Annotated in this window: 14 protein-coding genes; 4 read left to right on the top strand and 10 right to left on the bottom strand. The window is 62.4% G+C overall.

All coding sequences use genetic code 11. The features are described 5' to 3' along the window. The first annotated feature begins 83 nt into the window (after positions 1–83). From D3870_RS03020 to waaA, 3 genes are read left to right on the top strand one after another with little or no spacing between them, the layout of a single operon-like run. Positions 84–1,460, top strand: a complete 1,377-nt coding sequence (locus tag D3870_RS03020) for a phosphomannomutase/phosphoglucomutase (protein ID WP_119736558.1) — start codon at positions 84–86, stop codon at positions 1,458–1,460. A gap of 47 nt (positions 1,461–1,507) precedes the next feature. Then, positions 1,508–2,557 carry a lipopolysaccharide heptosyltransferase I gene (gene waaC / locus D3870_RS03025; RefSeq protein WP_119736560.1) on the top strand — a complete coding sequence of 350 codons (1,050 nt, stop codon included), beginning with the start codon at positions 1,508–1,510 and terminating at the stop codon, positions 2,555–2,557. Continuing rightward, positions 2,557–3,837 (top strand): lipid IV(A) 3-deoxy-D-manno-octulosonic acid transferase, encoded by a 1,281-nt coding sequence (waaA, locus tag D3870_RS03030; protein WP_119736561.1) that lies wholly within the window; start codon positions 2,557–2,559, stop codon positions 3,835–3,837. Before waaC ends, waaA begins: the two co-directional genes overlap by 1 nt. Before the next feature lie 191 nt (positions 3,838–4,028). On the opposite strand, the gene D3870_RS03035 is transcribed toward waaA, so the two are convergent. From D3870_RS03035 to D3870_RS03050, 4 genes are all read right to left on the bottom strand, one after another. After that, positions 4,029–5,384 carry a methyl-accepting chemotaxis protein gene (locus tag D3870_RS03035; RefSeq protein WP_119736563.1) on the bottom strand — a complete coding sequence of 452 codons (1,356 nt, stop codon included), beginning with the start codon at positions 5,382–5,384 and terminating at the stop codon, positions 4,029–4,031. 337 nt (positions 5,385–5,721) lie between these two features. After that, complete coding sequence (locus tag D3870_RS03040) at positions 5,722–7,161, bottom strand: efflux transporter outer membrane subunit (protein WP_242489843.1); 1,440 nt, start codon at positions 7,159–7,161, stop codon at positions 5,722–5,724. Further along, positions 7,154–10,306 (bottom strand): efflux RND transporter permease subunit, encoded by a 3,153-nt coding sequence (locus tag D3870_RS03045; protein ID WP_119736565.1) that lies wholly within the window; start codon positions 10,304–10,306, stop codon positions 7,154–7,156. The genes D3870_RS03040 and D3870_RS03045 overlap by 8 nt, the downstream gene beginning before the upstream one ends. A gap of 11 nt (positions 10,307–10,317) precedes the next feature. Next, positions 10,318–11,568: an efflux RND transporter periplasmic adaptor subunit gene (locus D3870_RS03050; RefSeq protein ID WP_119736567.1), complete on the bottom strand. Its 1,251-nt coding sequence runs from the start codon at positions 11,566–11,568 to the stop codon at positions 10,318–10,320. A 404-nt stretch (positions 11,569–11,972) separates the two neighbouring features. Here D3870_RS03050 and D3870_RS03055 point away from each other — a divergent pair, with 404 nt between their 5' ends. After that, positions 11,973–12,623, top strand: coding sequence for a TetR family transcriptional regulator (locus tag D3870_RS03055; protein WP_119736568.1), 651 nt, complete (start codon positions 11,973–11,975; stop codon positions 12,621–12,623). Between the two features lie 89 nt (positions 12,624–12,712). Here D3870_RS03055 and D3870_RS03060 read toward each other — a convergent pair whose 3' ends face one another. The 6 genes from D3870_RS03060 to D3870_RS03085 all read right to left on the bottom strand — a co-directional run bounded on the left by D3870_RS03060 (position 12,713) and on the right by D3870_RS03085 (position 20,670). Continuing rightward, complete coding sequence (locus tag D3870_RS03060; RefSeq protein ID WP_119736570.1) at positions 12,713–14,023, bottom strand: TolC family outer membrane protein; 1,311 nt, start codon at positions 14,021–14,023, stop codon at positions 12,713–12,715. Positions 14,024–14,472: 449 nt separating this feature from the next. Further along, on the bottom strand, positions 14,473–14,796 hold the full coding sequence (locus D3870_RS03065) for a rhodanese-like domain-containing protein (protein ID WP_119736572.1): 324 nt from the start codon (positions 14,794–14,796) through the stop codon (positions 14,473–14,475). A gap of 9 nt (positions 14,797–14,805) precedes the next feature. Beyond that, positions 14,806–15,468 (bottom strand): protein-L-isoaspartate O-methyltransferase family protein, encoded by a 663-nt coding sequence (locus tag D3870_RS03070; RefSeq protein ID WP_119736573.1) that lies wholly within the window; start codon positions 15,466–15,468, stop codon positions 14,806–14,808. A gap of 40 nt (positions 15,469–15,508) precedes the next feature. After that, on the bottom strand, positions 15,509–18,745 hold the full coding sequence (locus tag D3870_RS03075; RefSeq protein WP_119736575.1) for an efflux RND transporter permease subunit: 3,237 nt from the start codon (positions 18,743–18,745) through the stop codon (positions 15,509–15,511). Positions 18,746–18,833: 88 nt separating this feature from the next. Next, positions 18,834–20,000 (bottom strand): efflux RND transporter periplasmic adaptor subunit, encoded by a 1,167-nt coding sequence (locus D3870_RS03080; RefSeq protein WP_340638430.1) that lies wholly within the window; start codon positions 19,998–20,000, stop codon positions 18,834–18,836. A gap of 19 nt (positions 20,001–20,019) precedes the next feature. Then, positions 20,020–20,670, bottom strand: coding sequence for a TetR/AcrR family transcriptional regulator (locus tag D3870_RS03085; protein WP_119736579.1), 651 nt, complete (start codon positions 20,668–20,670; stop codon positions 20,020–20,022). Positions 20,671–20,823 lie beyond the last annotated feature (153 nt).

Raw genomic sequence — 20,823 nt, forward strand, 5'->3', positions numbered from 1 at the left:
ATGTTCACATCAGAGAGCGAATCCGCCCGCCGGCACCAGGTGCATGACGGGTCCGCGTCTTCCAACCTCTCCATTCCAAAACCATGTTGACCCTATCCCCCAGCATTTTCAAGGCATATGACATTCGCGGTATCGTCGGCAAGACGCTCGATGCGGCGATTGCAAAACAGATCGGTCAGGCTTTCGGTACCGCCGCGCGCGCCAAGGGCGAGCAGACCGTGATCATCGGCCGCGATGGCCGCCTGTCCGGCCCGGAACTGGCGGCGGCGCTGGCGACCGGCCTGCAGGCAAGCGGCGTCGATGTGATCGACCTCGGCGTGGTCGCTACTCCGATGCTGTATTTCGGCACCCATGCGCTGGCAGCGCAATCGGGCATCATGGTCACCGGCAGCCACAACCCGCCCGACTACAACGGCTTCAAGATGGTGCTGGCCGGCGAGGCGATCTACGGCAGCACGATCCAGGCCCTGTATCAGGCGATCGTCAAGGGCGAGTTCGCGCAAGGCGCCGGCGCGTACAGCACGCACGACATCAAGGACGCCTACCTGCAGCGCATCGTGTCCGATGTGAAACTGCGCCGCCCGCTGAAGATCGCCGTCGATTGCGGCAACGGCGTGGCCGGTGCGTTCGCCGGCGACCTGTACCGCGCGCTCGGCTGCGAGGTGACCGAACTGTTCTGCGAAGTCGATGGCACCTTCCCGAACCACCATCCCGACCCGGCCCATCCGGAAAACCTGCAAGACCTGATCGCCTGCCTGAAGAGCACCGATGCCGAACTCGGCCTCGCGTTCGACGGCGACGGCGACCGTCTGGGTGTGGTCACCAAGGACGGCAGCATCATCTATCCCGACCGGCAGCTGATGCTGTTTGCGCAGGACGTGCTGACGCGCCATCCGGGACGCGAAATCCTGTACGACGTCAAATGCACACGCCACATCGCGCCCTGGGTCAAGCAGCATGGCGGCAAGCCGCTGATGTGGAAGACCGGCCATTCGCTGGTGAAAGCCAAGATGCGCGAGACCGGCGCGCCGCTGGGCGGCGAGATGAGCGGCCATATCTTCTTCAAGGACCGCTGGTACGGCTTCGACGACGGCTTGTACGCCGGCGCGCGCCTGCTGGAACTGCTGTCGCAATGCGACGATCCGTCGGCGGTGTTGAACGCATTGCCGCAATCGGTCAGCACGCCGGAACTGCAACTGCAATTGGCGGAAGGGGAGAACTTCACGCTGATCGACACGCTGCAGCGCGAAGCCCGTTTCCCCGCCGCAGAAGAGATCGTGACCATCGACGGCGTGCGCGTCGAGTATGCCGACGGCTTCGGCCTGGCGCGCTCGTCCAACACCACGCCGGTGGTGGTGATGCGGTTCGAAGGCGAATCGGAGCAGGTGCTCGATCGCATCAGGCAGGAATTCAAGACCGCGATTCTGGCGATCAAGCCGGATGCGAAGTTTCCCTACTGAGATCGCTGCATGACAGGGAAAGCTGCATCCGCAAGCGGAGCAAGGGCGTGAACATCCTCATCGTTCGCGTTTCCTCGCTGGGCGACGTCGTGCACAACATGCCGATGGTGGCCGACATCCTGCGCCACCATCCCGATGCGAACATCGACTGGGTGGTGGAAGAGGCGTATGTCAGCCTCGTCCGGCTCAATCGCGGCGTGCGCAACATCATTCCGTTCGCGCTGCGGCGCTGGCGCAAGAGCCTGCTGTCGCAACAGACGCGCGCCGAGATGCGCGACTTCTACCGCAAGCTGCGCGGCGAGCGCTACGACTACATCTTCGACACGCAAGGCTTGCTCAAGACCGGTGTGGTGATGGGACTCGCGCATGCAGCGCCCGGCGGCAAGCGTATCGGCCTGGCCAATGCCACCGAAGGTTCCGGCTACGAAGGCGCATCACGGATTTTCCACACGATCAGCGTGCCGGTCGATCCGCGCACTCACGGAGTGCTGCGCGCGCGCATCGTGACCGCCGCGGCGCTCGGCCACACGATCGACACGCCGGCTGATTTCAACATGGATGCGCCGGATGCCGCATCGGCAAGCTGGCTGCCGCAGCAGCCTTACGTTGTCTTCTTTCACGGCACGGCGCGCGCCGCCAAGCGCTGGGACGATGCGAACTGGATACGGCTGGCGCAGTTCCTGGAGCCGCACGGCATGCCGATCCTGCTGCCATGGGGCAGCGAAGCGGAACGGCAGGCGGCGGAACATCTCGCCGCGAACATGAAGCATGCGCGCGTGCTGCCCAGACTGCCGATGATGGAAGCCGTCGTGCTCGCACAAAAGGCGGCATTCGCGATCGGCGTCGATACCGGCCTGACGCATATCGCCGCCGCGTTCAATCGCCCGACCGTCGAACTCTACTGCGACTCGCCGCGCTGGAAGACCGAGGGGAACTGGTCGGACAACATCATCAACCTCGGCGACCTCGGCCAGCCGCCGACCGTGGCGGAAGTGGAAGCGGCGCTGCAAACCCTGATGGCGGCCAGCGGCAAACGGTCCGGCGGCAATCTGAAGGACGCTGCGCCGGCTGCCATGACCGGGCGCCAACCGGATTGATGCGCGCTCTCTATTCCGCTTTATGGTGGCTGGCGCTGCCGCTGGTGCTGGGGCGGCTGTGGTGGCGCGGCCGCAGGGAGCCGGGCTATCGCCGACATGTGGCCGAGCGGCTCGGCTTCTATCCGCGCAGTTCCGCGAATCCATCAACGCAAGCGACGATCTGGGTCCACGCGGTATCGGTCGGCGAAACGCGCGCGGCGGAACCATTGGTCGAAGCCCTGCTGCGCGCCTATCCCGATCACCGCATCCTGCTGACCCACATGACCGCGACCGGCCGCGCCACCGGCCATGCCTTGTTCGGCAAGCACGCATCGCGCGTGGTGCAAAGCTTTCTTCCCTATGACACCGGCTGGATGATGCAACGCTTCATCCGGCATTTCCGGCCGCGCCTGTGCGTGCTGATGGAAACCGAGGTGTGGCCGAACCTGATCGCGCAATGCAAGAGACGCGGCATCCCGGTCGTGCTCGCGAATGCGCGCCTGTCGGAGCGTTCGCTGCGCAAGGCGCAGAAGCTGCAGAGCCTGATGGGCGAAGCCGCACGCGGAATTTCCTGCGTCGCCGCGCAGACCGACGCCGACGCACAGCGCATACGCCAGCTCGGTGTCGCCAACGTCCATGTCACCGGCAGCATCAAGTTCGACGTCACGCCACCGGAGGATGCACTGGCAAAAGGCGCGGCACTGCGGCAGCAGATCGGCCCGCGCTCCGTGCTGCTGTGCGCCAGCACGCGCGAAGGCGAGGAAGAACTGATCCTCGATGCGCTCGCAACCGCCGACATGGCCGATGCGCTGCTCGTCATCGTGCCGCGCCATCCGCAGCGCTTCGATGAGGTCGCGCGCATGATCGCAGCGCGCGGCATCGCGCTGCAGCACCGCTCGGCACTCGGCAGCGCGCCCTTGCATGCGGATACGCGGATTCTGCTGGGCGATTCGATGGGCGAGATGTTCGCCTACTACGCGGCATGCGATGTCGCCTTCATCGGCGGCAGTCTGCTGCCGCTGGGCGGACAGAACCTGATCGAAGCCTGTGCCGTCGGCAAGCCGGTGCTGATCGGATTGCACACCTTCAACTTCGGCACGGTGAGCGAGGATGCGATTGCGGCGGGCGCGGCGATGCGCGTGACGGATGCGCAAGCCATGTTGGCGCGGAGCGGCCGCTTGCTGCGCGATCACGACGAGCGTGCAGCGATGGGAGAGAACGCGCTTGTCTTCTCGCGTCATCATCGCGGCGCCACGGCGCGCACATTGGCGCTGCTGACGACCATGCTTGCCAGCGCCTGACAAGCTCACCGCGTCACCCGACGCCAGGCGCTGGTGGTGATTGCCTTTTCCCACGCCGGGGATATCGTCAATGCCAAACTGATTCTCAACGTGCTGGCGCGCCTTGCAGCATGCATCCGGCGCCTGGCTGTTCGTTTGCATGGACGACGGCTCGTCCGCCGCGCAGCCGCGCAAGCGCTATTGAAATCGCGCTAGGCGGCCGGCCGCTTGCCTGTCCTGGAGTGATCGAGCTGTTTGATGGCATCGTTGACCTGTTCGATACCCGCATTCTGATCGTGTGAGGCGCGTGTGATGGTATCCATGATGCCGGTGATGCTTTGCATGGACGACACCATTTCCTGCATCGTGCCGCCGGCGTTGGTGACGAAACCGGAGCCCTGGTTGATTTCGCGCACCGAGTCATCGATCAGGGTCTTGATTTCCCTCGCCGATATGGCGCTGCGATGGGCCAGATTGCGCACTTCACCTGCCACGACCGCAAAGCCGCGCCCCTGTTCGCCGGCACGCGCCGCTTCCACTGCGGCGTTGAGCGCCAGCAGATTTGTCTGAAACGTGATGCCGTCGATGACGCCGATGATGTCGGCAATTTTCCGGGCGCTGTCGTTGATGGCGCTCATCTTCTTCACGACATCGTTCATGACCTCGCCGCCCTTGTGGGCGATCGAGGCAGTCGATTGCACCAGTGCGCTGGCGTGCTGCGCGTTGAGCGCGCTTTCCTTGAGCGCCTGGGACAGGCCGCTGACGGCCGATTGCAAGGTCTGGGACGCCTGGATTTGCAGGGTGAGGTCGGAGGCATACTTGACGATCTTGAAGGGCTGCTGGTCCTGTCCGAGGATGGGGCTGTAGCTGGCTTGCAGCCACAGCTCTCGCCCGCCCTTGCCGACGCGCCGATACAAGCCGGAGTCATACTGACCCGCGCCCAGTTGTTGCCAGAACCGCTTGTAGGCTTCGCTGGTCCGCTGCCTTTCTTCGACAAAAATGCGGTGGTGCTTGCCCACGATCTCTTGCAAGGTATAGCCGGTGGCAGCGAGAAAGTTGTGATTGGCGAACAGGATGTGCCCGCCCAGGTCGAATTCAATGACCGCCTGTGCCTTGCTTATGGCCGCGATTTGTCCGGCGAAGTCGGCGGATTGGCGCTGCTCATGAGTGACGTCGCGTGCGTATTTGACGACTTTGAAAGGACGGCCCCGCGCATCCATGATCGGATTGTAGGTCGCCTGAATCCATATTTCGTTGCCGTGTTTGCCGATGCGCTTGTAAAGGCCTTCGTCATATTCTCCACGGCGCAATTTCTGCCAGAACTGACGGTATTGTTGCGACTCTCTCTCCGACGGTTCGACCAGCATGCTGTGATGCTGATTCTGCAGTTCTTCGAGGCGATAACCAACGGAATTGAGGAAATTTTCGTTGGCGTGCAGGATGGTTCCATCCAGACGGAATTCGATGACGGCTTGCGCTTTGCTGATGGCGGCGAGTTGGCCTCGCAGGTCGGCTTGCCGATTACTTCGTCCTCCGAGGGACCCAAAAAATTGAAGTAATGATTTCATGCTGGTGCTTCCTTCTGATGTTGTGCGTAAAGAAGACGGTCTCCATTTCTTATGAATAAATATTTCTATATGGCAAATATTTGGCGGAATGATATCCCATGTTTATGGGATGCTTTTGAGGAAACGTTCTAATCAAGCAATTGAAAAAAGCATCGTGCCAACACAGAAAAACAAATCGGCACGTGGCGGACGAGGAGCCGGAATGGCGAATGGGGGAATTGCCGCCGCAATGCAAAAAAGGGCCGCGATTCGCATCGGCGCCCCTTCTTTTCAGGTTTTTTTGTGATGGTCACGGCATGCGGCGAATGGCGCCGCATGCCGTGACAAAAGCACGCGCTTACTTTCCGCTTTGCGCCGTCACCGTGTTCTCACTCCATCCGCCACCCAGCGCGCGATATAAATCCACCGCATTCGTCAGCCGCAGCACCCGCGCCTGAATCAGCAATTGCTCGTCAGCGAACAACTGGCGCTGTGCGTCCAGCACGTCCAGCGAACTGGCCACGCCGTTGCGGTAGCGCTGCTCGGCCAGCTTCAGGCGTTCGGCCTGGGCGACCTGCACCTTCTGCTGGGCGTCGATCTGTTCTTCCAGCGCGGAGCGTGCGACCAGCGCATCCGACACTTCGCGGAATGCGGTCTGGATGGTCTTTTCGTAGTTCGCGACAGCGACGTTGTTGCGCACTTCGGCGACCGTGAGGGTGGCGCGGTTGCGGCCGGCGTCGAAGATCGGCAGCACGAGTTGCGGCGCGAACGACCATGTTTGCGTTCCGGTTTGGAACAGGTTCGACAGTTCGTTGCTGGCGGTGCCGATGCCGGCGGTCAGCGAAATGCGCGGGAAGAAGGCCGCGCGCGCTGCGCCGATGTTGGCGTTGGTGGCCTGCAGTTGCTGTTCCGCCGAGCGGATGTCGGGGCGACGCGCGATCAGGTCGGACGGCAGGCCGGCGGGGATGTCGGTGACGATGTTCTGTCCCGACAGCGGTTGCGCCGGAGGCAGATCGGACAGCGGTTTGCCGGCCAGCAGGATCACTGTGTTCACGGCCTGAGCGCGCTGGCGTGCCAGTATCGCGAGCGAGGCGCGGGCCGATTCGACCAGGACTTCATCCTGGCGCAGATCGAGTGCCGAAGAGGCGCCGACGTCGAATCGCTGCTTGGTGATCTTGTACGCGGCCTGGCGGCTTTCCAGCGTCCTTTGCGCGTATTCCTGCTGTTCGGCGAGGCCGCGCTCGGCGAGGTAGGCTTTCGCCATTTCCGCGACCAGGCTGATGTGAACGGCCTGCTGCGCTTCCTGTGTCGCGAGGTATTGCGACAGCGCGGCTTGATTCAGGCTGCGCACGCGGCCGAAGAAGTCGAGCTCGAACGAGGCGAGGCTGAGTCCGACCTGGTAGGTATTGCTGATCATCGCCGCGCCGGTGGGCGAGATGCTGGCCGGGGTGCGTGCGCGCGAGCCGCTGGCGGCGGCATTCACGTTGGGCCAGCGGTCGGCCGATTGGATGTTGTAGAGGCCGCGCGCTTCCTCCACGCGCAGGGCGGCGACGCGCAGGTCGCGGTTGTTTTCCAGTGCGATGGCGATCAGGGCCTGCAGGCGCTGGTCGGGGAAGAACTCGCGCCAGCCAATGTTGGTGGCGTTGTCTGCCGCGTTGCCGGCGGTTTGCGCCTTGCCGCCGTCTTCCGCCGGGTAGACGCTGGAGATGGGCGCCTCGGGCCGCGTGTAGGTCGGCGCAAGCGAGCAGCCCGCCAACACGCCGGCAGCGAGCAGTGAAAGGGTGATTTGTTTAAGCATCTTGGCTGCCTTCGTACTGTTGGACATGTTCAGCATGAAAACGTCGCTGACGTTCGCTGCCCTTGAAGAGTTTGCGCACGACGACGAAGAATACCGGCACGAGGAACACCGCCAGTACCGTCGCGGTGATCATGCCGCCCATCACGCCGGTGCCGATCGCACGCTGGCTGGCGGAGCCCGCACCGTTGGCGATGACCAGCGGCAGGACGCCGAGGATGAACGCCAGCGAGGTCATGATGATCGGGCGGAACCGCAGGTGAACAGCTTCCAGCGTCGCGTCGATCAGGCTCTTGCCCTGCGCCTGCAGGTCCTTCGCGAACTCGATGATCAGGATCGCGTTCTTCGCCGACAGGCCGATGATCGCGATCAGGCCGACCTTGAAGTAGACGTCGTTCGGCATGCCGCGCATGGTGGCGCCGAGCAGCGCGCCGAGAATGCCGAGCGGCACCACCAGCATCACGGAGATCGGAATCGTCGTGCTCTCGTACAGCGCTGCGAGCACGAGGAACACGGCGATCAGCGACAGCAGGAACAGCGCCGGCGCCTGCGAGCCGGAAGTCTTTTCTTCCAGCGACTGGCCGGTCCATTCGTAGCCAATGCCTTGCGGCAGCTGGCCGACCAGATGTTCCATTTCCGCCATCGCGTCGCCGGTACTCCGACCCGGAGCAGCTTCGCCGGAAATCTTCATCGCCGGATAGCCGTTATAACGGAACAGTTGCACCGGTCCCATGATCCATCGCGACGTCGCGAACGAGGAGAAGGGCACCATTTCGCCTTTGTTGTTGCGCGCATAGAGGCGCATCAGGTCTTCCGGCTGCATCCGGTCCGGTGCATCGGCCTGGATCACCACGCGCTGCTGACGGCCCTGGTTCGGGAAGTCGTTGACGTAGGTGGAGCCGAGTGCGGTGGACATCGTGCTGTTGATCTCGGCAAAGCTTACGCCGAGGGCATTGGCCTTGTCGCGGTCGATATCAAGTTGCAGCTGCGGGGTGTCTTCCAGACCTTCCGGACGGACGCCCTGCACGACCTTGCTTTGCGCGGCCATGCCGAGCAACTGGTTGCGCGCGGCCAGCAATGCATCGTGGCCGAGGCCGCCGCGGTCCTGCAGGCGCAGGGTGAAGCCGATTGCGTTACCCAGTTCCGGAATCGGCGGCGGGCTCAGCGGATAGACGATCGCGTCCTTGATCTGCATGAACGCGCCGAACGCCTGGCCTGCAAGCGCGCTGGCCGATTGCTCGGGGGTACGTTCGCTCCAGTCCTTCAGCGGCGTGAACACCAGCGCCGCGTTCTGGCCGCTGCCGGAGAAGCTGAAGCCGGCCACGGCGACGACACGTTCGACTGCCGGATTCTTCAGGTAGTGATCTTCCACCTGCTTGATGACATCCATCGTGCGGTTGGTGCTTGCACCCGGCGGCAACTGGATGTTGGTGATCAGGTAGCCCTGGTCTTCCTGCGGCAGGAAGGAGGTCGGCATGCGCACATAGAGCAGGGCGACGCAGGCCACGATCAGGCCGTACACCACCATGTAGCGCGCGGACTTGCCGAGCATTCTTGCGACCATGCCCTGATAACCAGCGGCGGTGGTGTTGAACTTGCGGTTGAACCAGCCGAAGAAGCCTTTCTTCTCGTGGTGATGTCCGGGCTCGATCGGCTTGAGCAGCGTCGCGCACAGCGCGGGCGTGAGCGTCAGCGCCATCAGTGCGGAGAACGTCATCGAGGCCACCATCGACAGCGAGAACTGACGATAGATCGCGCCGACTGCGCCGCCGAACAGCGCCATTGGCAGGAACACCGCGATCAGCACCAGCGTGATGCCGACGATCGCACCTGTGATCTGGCCCATGGCCTTGCGCGTGGCTTCGCGCGGCGACAACCCTTCCTCGGCCATGATGCGCTCGACGTTTTCCACCACGACGATCGCATCATCGACCAGGATACCGATCGCCAGCACCATGCCGAACATGGTCAGCACGTTGATCGAGAAACCGAACAGCAGCATCGTGGCGAACGTGCCCATCAATGCGACCGGCACGACGATGGTCGGGATGATCGTGTAGCGGAAGTTCTGCAGGAACAGATACATCACCAGGAACACCAGCACGATCGCTTCGAGCAGGGTCTTCACCACTTCTTCGATGGAGATCTGCACGAAGGTCGAGGTGTCGTAGGGAATGTCGTACTTCACGCCTTGCGGGAAGAACTTCGACAGCTCGTCCATGCGTGCGCGCACGGCCTTGGCGGTGGCGAGCGCGTTGGCGGTCGGCGACAACTGCACACCGATGGCGGCGGTCGGCTTGCCGTTCAGGCGGGCCGAGGTGTCATACGCCTGTCCGCCGATCTCGACGCGGGCGACGTCGCGCAGACGCACCGTCGATCCGTCGGCGTTGGCGCGCAGCACGATGGCGCCGAACTCCGCCGGTGTGGACAACTGGCCGGTGACGACGATCGGTGCGGTGACCTGCTGCGAATCCAGATTCGGCAAATCACCCAACTTGCCGGATGCGACTTGCGCATTCTGGTTGCGGATCGCGGTCGAGACATCGCTCGGCGTCAGGCTGTAGCCGACCAGCTTGGCGGGGTCGATCCAGATACGCATCGCCCGTTCGGTACCGAACAGTTGCGCCTGGCCGACGCCGGGCACGCGCTTGATTTCGTTCAGCACGTTGCGCGACAGGTAGTCGCCCAGCGCGACCGGATCGAGGCGGCCGTCGGTCGACGACAGCGTGGCAAACAGCAGGAAGTTGTTGCGCGACTTGGTGACCTGCACGCCTTGCTGCGTCACTGCCTGCGGCAGACGCGGTTCGACGCGCTTGAGACGGTTCTGCACATCCACCTGCGCGAGATCAGGATTGGTCCCGGGCAGGAAGGTCACGGTCACCTGCGCCTGGCCGTTGGCCTGGCTTTGCGACTCCATGTACTGCAAACCGTCGGCGCCGTTCATCTCCTGTTCGATCAGGCTGATGATGCTCTCGTCGATGGTCTTTGTGGTCGCGCCGGGGTAGGTCGCGTTGATCTGGACTGCGGGTGGTGCGATGGTCGGGTATTGCGCGATCGGCAACTGGAAGATCGCCAGTGCGCCGGCCAGCAGGATGAAGAGTGCGATCACCCAGGCAAACACCGGGCGATCGATAAAAAACTTTGCCATGCGGTGCTCCCTTAGTTGGTCTTGGGCTTCTGGTCTGCCTGCGGCGCGTTCGGAGTGGCTGCATTGGCTTCAGACTTGGCGGCGGCTTGCGGCGGCGTGCCGCCGTTGGGCGCCGACGATTTCCACGGCACGGCCTTGACCGGTGCGCCCGGCTTCACCTTCTGGAACCCTTCGACGATGACCTTGTCGCCCGCCTTGAGTCCCTCGGTGACGATCCAGACATTGCCTTGCGCTTCGCCGGTCTTGACCGGTTGCAAGGCCACCTTGCCGTCGGCGCCGATCAGCATGACCGAGGCACCGGTCTGATCGCGCTGGATGGCCTGTTGCGGCACCGTGATCGCGTTGTCCTGCACGCCTTGCTCCAGCTGCGCGCGCACATACTGTCCTGGCAGCAGGAATTTATCCGGGTTGGGGAACTCCGCGCGCAAGGTCACTGCACCGGAACTTGGATCGACCGAGATGTCCGAGAACAGCAGCTTGCCGGCCTGCGCATAGGCACGGCCGTCTTCCGTCACCAGGGTGACGCGGGCCTGGTCCTTGCCGGCTTTCTTGAGCTGGCCGCTGGCCATGGCACGTTGCAGTTGCAGGAATTCACTGCTGGACTGGGTCAGATTGACGTAGATCGGATCGAGCTGCTGGATCGTCGCCAGCGGTGTCGCTTCGTTGTGGCCGACCAACGCGCCCTCGGTCACCAATGCGCGGCCGACACGGCCGGAGATCGGCGCGTTGACCGTGGCATAGCCGAGATTCAGGCGCGCCGTTTCACGCGCTGCCTTGGCGGCTGCCACGTCTGCCGCCGCCTGCTTCTGTGCGGTCAGCGTGTCGTCGTATTCCTGCTTGCTGACGGCATTGGTTTCGACCAGCGGCTTGTAGCGCTGATTCTTCAACGTGGCCTGCGCCAGATTTGCTTCTGCTCTCGCGAGCGTCGCCTCGGCGCTGCTGTATGCGGCCTGGTATTGCGCGGGATCGATGCGGAACAGCACATCGCCAGCCTTCACGTCACTGCCTTCGCGGAACACGCGCTTGAGCACGATGCCGGGTACGCGCGCACGGACCTGCGCGACGCGGCTGGCATCCAGCCGTCCCGGCAGCTCGGCCGACATGACGATGCGCTGGGGGGCCACGGTGACCACGGACACTTCCGGCGGAGGCATGCCGCCGCCCTGGGCTTGTCCGTTCTGCCCCTTGTCGCCGCAGGCGGCCAGCGCGGACAGGATCAATACAGCCGCAGTAATGCGCGGAACGGGATGGATTGAATTCATAGACTCTCGCACGGTTAATGGTGGTTGGTTCGTAATGGTTCGGGCAGTCGCGTGACCGGGTCGATGCAGATTCACGAGCATGGCCGGGTCTGGTTTCGGCATTCGCGTGCAGGCGCACATAACTGGCGGAAATACGCTTCCAGTCCTGTTGCGGAAAAAACGAAATCCACTTCACCCATCATGGCGAAGTGAAGTGTCCGATATGCAACGGGGGCGAATGCAACAAACTGCAATTCTGTTTGCAATGTCCTTTTGGATATTGCCGTTCTTCAATACAACACGGCGATTATACATACATTCGTGAATGTATGTATATAATGCGTTCCATTGTCGGTACGACAGAGCGCCCGGCACTAAAATCCGCCAGCCGGTGACTATTTTTGGCAAGCAACAGGATCTGATATATGGCAAGAAACACGAAAGAGGAGGCGATTGAAACGCGCAACCGCATCCTCGACGCCGCCGAGAATATTTTTCATGCGCAGGGCGTCGCGCGCACCTCGCTTGCCGATGTGGCCAACGCCGCGCATGTGACACGCGGCGCGATCTACTGGCATTTCAGGAACAAGAGCGACCTCCTCAATGCGATGTTCGAGCGGGTTCGGCTGCCGATGGAGTCCATGATCGAGGCGGACGCGGAAGAACGCGACGCCGACCCGCTGGCCCGTCTGCGCAGCAGATTCGTCTTCGTGCTGAAGGAAACGGTCAACAATCCGCATTCGCGCAAGGTGTTCGACATCCTGCTGCACAAATGCGAGTTCGTCGATGAATCCGATCCCTTCTTCGTGCGGCACAGGGAAATCACCCGGGAATTCATGGCGATCACCGTGCAAACCTTGCGCGATGCGGTCGCCAAGGGGCAGTTGCCGGAGGATCTGGATGTAGATCTGGCGGGCATTTCCATCCAGGCCATTGTCACCGGGTTGTTGAACAACTGGCTGTTCGCGCCAGAGTCGTTCGATCTGGACGCCATTGCCGCGCCGACCATCGACGCCTGCATCGATACCTTGCGCCATGCCACCTCGCTGCGCAAGGGGAGGGGCCGGCAGCGTTAGCGGAATGCGGATTTCGCGCGATCATGAAAAAAGGCATGTCGCCGGTCTGGAGACATGCCTTTTTGTTTGGCCCGGTTGCAAGCCTTGCGTCAGTGCTGCAACAGCGCATTCACCTGTGCCAGATCCTCTTCCTTCAGCGTGCCTGCAGCCGATTTCAGCTTCAGGCCGTTCATGATGGTGTCGTAGCGTGCCTTCGCCAGGTTCTGGCGGGTCGTGTACAGCTGCTGCTGCGCGTTCAGCACGTCGATGTTGATGCGCACGCCGACCTGATAGCCGAGGCGGTTGGAGTCGAGCGCCGACTGGCTCGACACTTCGGCGGCCTCCAGCGCGCGGACCTGCGCGAGCCCGGAGTTGACGCCGAGGAATGCCTGGCGCGCGCCTTGAGCGGCGGTGCGTCGCACGTTCTCGAGATCGGAGCGCGCCTTGTCTTCCAGTGCGATTGATTCGCGTACCTTGCTAGTGACGGTAAAACCCGAAAAAATGGGAACGGCGACTTGCACGCCAATTGAGTTGGTATTCGGTACAGATACTGAGCCGCCTGAACCGATCGAGACGTTCCGATCGGAGTCGTAATTGCGTGAAGCTACCAAAGTCACGGTTGGATAATGGCCAGCGCGATTAAGCTTTATGTCGTGCTTGGCGCTTTCCAAAGCCAATTGCTGTTGCAAAACACTGTAATTTTGTTGTTCGGCGCTATCTACCCATTTCTCAATCTGTGCCGGTTCCGGTGAATTGATCTTCATACCAGGCCGCAAGGACGCCAGTTCTCCCGCTGGCTTGCCGATGATCTGCTGCAGCGCGTTGCGCCGGATTTCCAGGTCGCTTTGCGCAGCGAATTCCTGCGCTAACGTGAGGTCGTAGCGCGCCTGCGCTTCCTGCGAGTCGGTGATGGTGGTGGTGCCGACCTCGAAGTTGCGCTTGGCGGCTGCCAGCTGCTCGGTAATCGCGACCTTCTGCGCCTGCACCGATGCCAGCGTATCCTGCGCGGTCAGCACGTCGAAGTAGGCTTGCGCGACGCGCACGATCAAGTCCTGCTGTGCCTGCGCGAATTGTGCTTCGCTAAAGGCGGCCGAGAGGTTGCCTTTTTGGTAGTTTTCCCAATTGCCTATGTTGAATAATGGCTGCGACAGTGAAAGCGTATAGCCACGAGAGTTTCGGTCAGGGAGGAAATCTACCGGTAGATTGGTTCGGGTAGCATTGGCAGTCAATCCCACAGTCGGCAGCAGCCCGGCCCGGCCCTGCACGCTCTTTTCCTGTCCGGCGGTCAGCGTCGCGCGCGAGCTCGCATATGGCGCGTCGTTGGCGAGCGCTTCCTGATACACCTGAACCAGATTGATCGCGTACGCATTCATGGACAGAAAGGCGCCGGCTGTCAGCGTCGCGATTGTGGACTTGCGCATTACATTCTCCCTCGGGACATCAATTTTTCGGTATTGGATCGGTTCGGTTTGCCGATCGGTGCAGGGTGCGCCCTGCGCGTCAAACGTTTGGTGATGCACTGGTACGCCGGGCGCACCCTACAGCCTTGTTCTACCGCCGTCCCGACGCCAACCGGGATCCGTCCGGACAGCGTCTGGGCATCTCGTCGCACGACACTGTATTCCGGCTGGCGACGGGATGGCAATCATGATTTTGTACGCTTTTGTAGGGGCCGTTGTCAGACCGCGGCAACGGATTCTGGCAGCAGCCCCTGGTGTCCTGAGTTGAAAATTCGTTGCGAATAAAAGTGATGAAATCGCGACGAGACAAGGAAAAAAGCGCAGCAAGGCCGAGGCCTTGCGAGCATTTTTGACGCGGTATCGGTGCGATTCTCGTCATCTTTTATGTGGCGAATTTCTAACTCAGGACACTAGTACGTCGGCATCGTGCCGTCCACCTGCTGCGCCCACGCATGCACGCCGCCGGTCAGGTTGGTGACTTGCGTGAAGCCGTTGCGCTCGAGGAAGGCGGCGACCGACATGCTGCGTGCGCCGTGGTGGCAGATGCAGACGATCGGCGTATCCTCGTCCAGTTCGGTCAGGCGCGCCGGAATCGCATTCATCGGAATCGGGGTCGAGCCGGCGATGTGGCAGGTCTGGAATTCCCAGGGTTCGCGCACGTCGAGCAGCATCGGCTTCGGGCGCGATGCATCGGCCAGCCACACGGCCAGTTCCGGCGCAGTCACGGTTTGCATGATGAATCCTTAAAACTTGAATTGGGAAGGCGTCAGCGCCCCGCGCAAGGCCTTGACGCTGGTTTCGAAAATCTTTGCACTGGAATACGCCGTGTCGGACACGCGCGTGATGATCTGCGCGCTCATCACCGGCGCTTCGCCGACGATCGCGAAGAGGCGTCCGCCCACCTTGAGCTGTTGCAGGACGCTGTCGGGCAGCACCGGCAGCGAACCGGACATCACGATCACGTCGTACTGCGCGTTGCCGGCGGCACCGGGCCAGCCTTGCGCGCCGTTGCCCAGTTCCACGTCCACGTTCGCAACACCGAAGGCGGCCAGATTCCGGGCCGCCATCTCCTTCAGCGCCGGGTCGATCTCGACCGTGGTCACGTGCCGCGCCTTGTACGCCAGCAGCGCGGCCATGTAGCCGCTGCCCGCGCCGATTTCGAGCACATTTTCGTGCTTCTTGACGGCGACTTCCTGCAGGATGCGTGCTTCCATCTTCGGCGAGAGCATGTGCTCGTCGCCGGGCAGGGGAATCTCGGTATCGGCAAAAGCCAGGCTCTGGTACTCCGCCGGCACGAACGCCTCGCGCTTCACCACGAACAGCAGTTCGAGCACGTCCAGATCCAGGACATCCCAGGGGCGGATTTGCTGCTCGACCATGTTGAAACGGGCTTTTTCGATATTCATTTCAAAGACTCAAGGGTAAAGAGGGAAAGCGGACATTTTATCAAACGGCGTCTTCATTTTTGCTCTGCGGCACTGTTTTTGCCGCGCCGCCGTGCGGTGTTTCGGGCTGGGCGTGCCCCCATTTGCGCCGCGCCCATGCCGCCAGGTCGTCCAGATAGGTGTACACCACCGGCACCACCACCAGCGTCAGCAGCGAGGAGGTGATGATGCCGCCGATGACCGCCTGGCCCATCGGCGCACGCTGCTCGGAGCCTTCCGACATGCCGAACGCCAGCGGCACCATGCCGAACACCATCGCCAGCGTCGTCATCAGGATCGGCCGCAGTCGCACGTGGGCCGCTTCCAGCAGCGCGGCGGAACGCTCCATGCCGGCCTTGCGCATCTGGTTGGCGAAATCGACCAGCAAAATTGCATTTTTTGTAACCAATCCCATCAGCATGATGAAGCCGATGATGGAGAACATGTTCAGCGTCGAGCGGAAGAACATCAAGGCAAGGAACACGCCGATCAGCGTCAGCGGCAGCGAGGACATGATCGCCAGCGGCTGCATGAAGCTCGCGAACTGCGAAGCGAGGATCATGTAGATGAACACAATGGCAAGCAGCAGCGCCGCCAGCGCATAGCCGAAGGATTCCTGCATGTTCTTGGCCGAGCCGCCGATCTGGTAGCGGTATCCGGGTTGCCAGTTCATGCCGTCCAGCGCGGCCTTGATTTCGGCGTTGGCCTGTCCGGCGGAACGGCCGACAACGTTGGCCGACAGCTCGACTTCTCGGTTGAGGTCGCGGCGGTTGATCTGATTGGCGCCGGTGGCCGGCTTGATGTCGGCCACCTGGCGCAGCGCCACCATGCGCGGCGAGCCGTCGGCATTGGTTTGCGCGCTGGTCAGCATGAGGCGCGACAGGTCGTCCATGTTGTTGCGGTCGCTCGGCGACAGGCGCACGTTGACGTCATAGTTCTCGTCGTCCGGCGCGCGCCAGGTGCTGGCCGCTTCGCCCGCCAGCAGGGGACGCAGCGCGCCGCCGATCTGCGCCACGCCGACGCCGAGGTCGGCCCCGATGTCGCGCCGCGGTTCGATGGCGATCGTCGGCTTGTTCGGCTTCAGGCTGGAGTCGAGATCGGTGACGCCGGGGATCGCGCGCATCCTTGCCTGCGCTTCCGCCGACAGCTTCGCCAGCTGGTCGAGATCGGGGCCCAGGAGGCTCAGGCGGATCTGCTTGTTGTCGCCGCCGACGCCATCCAGCGAACCGATATGCGTGACGGTGATGCCCGCCACCTGCGACAGGCGCTCGCGCAGCGGCACGCTCAACTGGTACGTGCTGCGCTGGCGTTCGCTGCGCGGCACCAGGCGCACGAAAGTCGTCGCGTAATTCTTGCCCTGCGACGTGCCGGTGTTGATCGACGTGTACAGGTCGCGCACCTCCGGGAATTCGCGCAATACCGCTTCGACCTGGCGCGCCTTGGACTCGGTGAATTCGAGCGAGGAGCCGACCGGCGTGTAGTACACCACGCCGGTTTCCGAATAGTCCGCCTGCGGCACGAATTCGCTGCCGATCAGGCCCGACATCGGCAGCGCGAAGCCGCCGAAGAAGGTGGCAAGCGCGACCGCGATGGTGGTCTTGCGATGGCGCAGCGACCACTTCAGCAGGACCTGGTAGGTGTCCGATAGCCATTGCACCATGCGTTCGAACTGTTCCAGCACGCGGCCAATCGTTTTCGCGTAGAGGCCCTTGCGCTGGCCGCTCGCTCCGTGCACCGCAGGGTCGGGCCAGATCGCCGACAGCATCGGGTCGAGCGTGAACGAGACGAACATCGAGATCAGCACGGCGGCGGTGACGGTGATGCCGAACTGGTGGAAGAAGCGGCCGATGATGCCGCCCATGAAGCCCACCGGCAGGAACACCGCGACGATCGAGAAGGTGGTCGCCAGCACCGCGAGGCCGATTTCGGCCGTGCCTTCCAGCGCGGCCGTCTTGTGGTCCTTGAAGCGGCCGTTCACCTTCATGCCGGCGTGGCGCACGATGTTCTCGCGCACCACGATCGCGTCGTCGATCAGGAGGCCCACGCACAGCGACAGCGCCATCAGCGTGATCATGTTGATCGTGAAGCCGAACATGTACATGAAGAGGAAGGTGCCGATCAGCGCCACCGGCAGCGTCAGGCCGGTGATCACGGTCGAGCGCCAGGAATTGAGGAACAGGAAGACGATCAGCACCGTCAGCACCGCGCCCTCGATCAGCGTGCGGCGCACGTTCTCGACGCCGACGCGGATCTGGCGCGAGCTGTCCTTGATCACCTCGACCTTGACGCCGGGATAGAGCGAATTCAGCGTCGGCGTCAGCTCCTTCAATGCCGCGTCCAGGCCGGTCGTGACCTCGATCGTGTTCTGTCCCTGTGCCTTCAGGATGTTGAGCGCGAGGGTGCGGCGGCCGTTGAACATCGCCAGGCTTTCCTGCTCCTGCTGGCCATCGACCACGGTCGCGATCTGCGTCAGCGTGACCGGCTGGCCGCCGCGCCGCGCGACGACGATGCGGCCGAACTCGTCCGGATTCTTGACGCGCCCCTGGATCTGCACCACCTGTTCGTTGGCGGAAGAACGGATCGCGCCGGTCGGCAGCTCCAGGTTCTCGTTGCGCACGGCGTTGATGACCTGATCGACGCCGATGCCGAGCGCTTCCATCTCGGTCGGCTTCACGTAGATGTTGATTTCGCGCTTGACGCCGCCGACCAGGGTAACGGAGCCGACGCCGCGCACGTTCTCCAGCCGCTTCTTCACCACCTGATCGGCGATGGTGGTCAGGTCGCGCATGCTGCGCTGCTTGGCGTTGGCGTCCGCTTTGTCGTCATTGCTGACGGAGATCGCGTAGATCGGCTGGTCGGCCGGGTCGTAGCGCATCACGCGCGGCTCCTCCACCTCCTTGCGGAAGGCCGCTTTCACCAGCGCCACCTTTTCACGCACGTCCTGCGCCGCCTGCGCCGGATCGACGGTCAGCACGAATTCGATGATGACGACCGACGAGCCTTCATAGGAGCGCGACGTCAGGCTGTTGATGCCGCTGATCGTGTTGACGACTTCCTCGACCTTGCGCGTGACGTCGGATTCGACCGTCTCCGGCGATGCGCCGGGATAGTCGGTCTGCACCACGACAACGGGAAACGTGACGTCCGGGAATTGATCGACCGGCAGGCGCTGATAGGAAAACAGGCCCAGCACGACGAAGGCCGCCATCATCATGGTGGCCAGAACGGGATTGCCGATACTGATGCGCGTGAACCACATGGCTTTTATCTTTCGTTTTCAGGAATTCGGCGCGGGCTTGCGGATTGGAGTTGATCGAGGCGGTGCGAGGTGGTGTTGTCGAAGCGGATCATTTCGCCGCGGCAGCGGCTTCCGTCGTATTTGCGGTCTGGGCAAACCTGACCAGCGTGCCGCTGCGCAGCGTGCCGAGATTGGTCTTCACGATTCGCGCGCCGCCCTCAAGGCCTCCGATCACTTCGACCGCGCTGCCTGCACCGTTATCGCCCTTGAGCCCGAGCGTGACGGTTTTCTGCGCGATCTTGCCGTCTTCGATGACGTACACGAACGTGCCGGCCGCGTCGCCCCGGATTGCCGCTTGCGGCACGGTCAGCACGCCGGATTTCTTCGCCAGCGTCAGTTGCGCCTCGCCGAACATGCCGACGCGCAGCAAGCCTTGCGGGTTCCCGACCTGCACGTACACCATGATCGAGCGCGAGCCGGTCTGGGTCGAGGGATTGATGCGCGCGACCTTGCCGGTCAGCGGCGCGGGCAATCCTTCGACTCTGACCTGCACTTCCTGGCCGAGCGCGACATGCATGATGTCGGAGGTCGGCACCGACGCTTCCATTTCCATCTGGCTCAGGTCCACCACGTCGAGCAGGCGATTGTCGGCGGAGACCTTCTCGCCCGGCTGCACGGTGCGGCTGCTGACCAGGCCGGTAATCGGCGCGCGGATCACGGTGTCGGCCAGCGCCTTTTGCGCGACGTCGAGCGCGCCCCGTGCGGAGTCGACATTCGCGCGCGCGATGTCGAACTGGCTTGCCGCATTGTCAAAGGCATTCTTCGAAATGAACCCCTTGGCGAGCAGCGCCTTGTTGTTGTCGCGGGCATTGGTTGCGATCTCGAGCTGGCCGCGCGCGGCCGACAACGAGCCCTTCGCCTGATCGACGCGCGCCTGGTACTCGTTGGTGTCCATCCGGATCAACACCTGGCCGGCCTTCACCGCTTCGCCTTCGCGCACCAGCACCTCGCGCACTTCGCCGGAGACACGCGCCTTGACTGATGCCTGATTGACCGCGCGCAGGGAGCCCGACAGGGGCAGCAATTGCCGCAGCTCGCCTGCCTGCACCAGTGTCACATCGGTGGCGAGAAATTCGAGGATGGGTGCTGCCGGTGCGGTGGATTGGGCGGCAGCGGCCGCCTGTTGCTTGCCCTTTTTCAGTACGGTTGCGCCAACGCCGGCCGCCAGCAGGGAAACAGCAAGAATGGTCCACAAGGTGCGGCGTTTCAGCATCATTGTCATATCCGGTTGTTGTTTATTTTGAATGTGCCGAATTATCCGTCAGCAATCCATTGAGGAACAGATCAATAAAAGTATCGAGATACTTTTGCGGCGAGATCGGTTTGACGCAGCATTGGCTGAAGGAATGTTTCCATGCCATCAGCATCAGGATGGGGGCGACCACCACGTTCATTGCCTCGCTCACGTCGATCTGACGGAATTCGCCGCGCTGAATGCCCCGTTCCAGCATGCGCACAATCATTGCATTGCCGCGCAAGATGACTTCATCGTGATAGAACTGGGTGACTTCCGGAAAGTTGCCGGCTTCGGCCATGATCAGTTTGGTAATGCCGGACAAAGGCGTATTGCCGATGCGTTCCCACCAGCCCAGCATGATTTCGCGGAACAATTCCGCGCTCGAGCCTTCATATGCATCGATAATCTCTTCGGCTTCACCGAGGATGGGAATCACATTGTCACGAATGACAGCCTTGAACAGCTCTTCCTTGTTGGTGAAGTACAGATAGAGCGTGCCCTTCGACACACCGGCCCGCGCAGCCACGTCATCCAGCCGGGTCGCTGCGAAACCGCGCTCCACGAACAGGTCGAGCGCCGCCGCCAGCAATTCCTGGGGGCGCGCATCTTTGCGTCGTTCCCAACGCGGTTTGGATACGGGAGGCATCATTGACATCCAAATAACTTACTTACGAGTCAGTAATATAGGCAGCAAAACCCCCGCCGTCAAGATTGCTGACAAAGCGGCACAGCAATGATTCCGACTGACATATGCCGATACAAAGCGACAAATCGAGGGTGGGGGAATCACAGTAGAATCGGG

This window comes from Noviherbaspirillum cavernae (genome assembly GCF_003590875.1).
GTDB lineage: Bacteria > Pseudomonadota > Gammaproteobacteria > Burkholderiales > Burkholderiaceae_D > Noviherbaspirillum > Noviherbaspirillum cavernae.

What these genes read in the sequence shown, in the direction of transcription:
- D3870_RS03075 (WP_119736575.1), bottom strand. Translation starts at nt 18,745, where the DNA reads ATGTGGTTCACGCGCATCAGTATCGGCAATCCCGTTCTGGCCACCATG.
- D3870_RS03035 (WP_119736563.1), bottom strand. Translation starts at nt 5,384, where the DNA reads ATGAAATCATTACTTCAATTTTTTGGGTCCCTCGGAGGACGAAGTAAT.
- D3870_RS03080 (WP_340638430.1), bottom strand. Translation starts at nt 20,000, where the DNA reads ATGATGCTGAAACGCCGCACCTTGTGGACCATTCTTGCTGTTTCCCTG.
- D3870_RS03045 (WP_119736565.1), bottom strand. Translation starts at nt 10,306, where the DNA reads ATGGCAAAGTTTTTTATCGATCGCCCGGTGTTTGCCTGGGTGATCGCA.
- D3870_RS03065 (WP_119736572.1), bottom strand. Translation starts at nt 14,796, where the DNA reads ATGCAAACCGTGACTGCGCCGGAACTGGCCGTGTGGCTGGCCGATGCA.
- D3870_RS03050 (WP_119736567.1), bottom strand. Translation starts at nt 11,568, where the DNA reads ATGAATTCAATCCATCCCGTTCCGCGCATTACTGCGGCTGTATTGATC.
- waaA (WP_119736561.1), top strand. Translation starts at nt 2,557, where the DNA reads ATGCGCGCTCTCTATTCCGCTTTATGGTGGCTGGCGCTGCCGCTGGTG.
- D3870_RS03055 (WP_119736568.1), top strand. Translation starts at nt 11,973, where the DNA reads ATGGCAAGAAACACGAAAGAGGAGGCGATTGAAACGCGCAACCGCATC.
- D3870_RS03040 (WP_242489843.1), bottom strand. Translation starts at nt 7,161, where the DNA reads ATGCTTAAACAAATCACCCTTTCACTGCTCGCTGCCGGCGTGTTGGCG.
- D3870_RS03070 (WP_119736573.1), bottom strand. Translation starts at nt 15,468, where the DNA reads ATGAATATCGAAAAAGCCCGTTTCAACATGGTCGAGCAGCAAATCCGC.
- D3870_RS03085 (WP_119736579.1), bottom strand. Translation starts at nt 20,670, where the DNA reads ATGATGCCTCCCGTATCCAAACCGCGTTGGGAACGACGCAAAGATGCG.
- D3870_RS03060 (WP_119736570.1), bottom strand. Translation starts at nt 14,023, where the DNA reads ATGCGCAAGTCCACAATCGCGACGCTGACAGCCGGCGCCTTTCTGTCC.
- D3870_RS03020 (WP_119736558.1), top strand. Translation starts at nt 84, where the DNA reads ATGTTGACCCTATCCCCCAGCATTTTCAAGGCATATGACATTCGCGGT.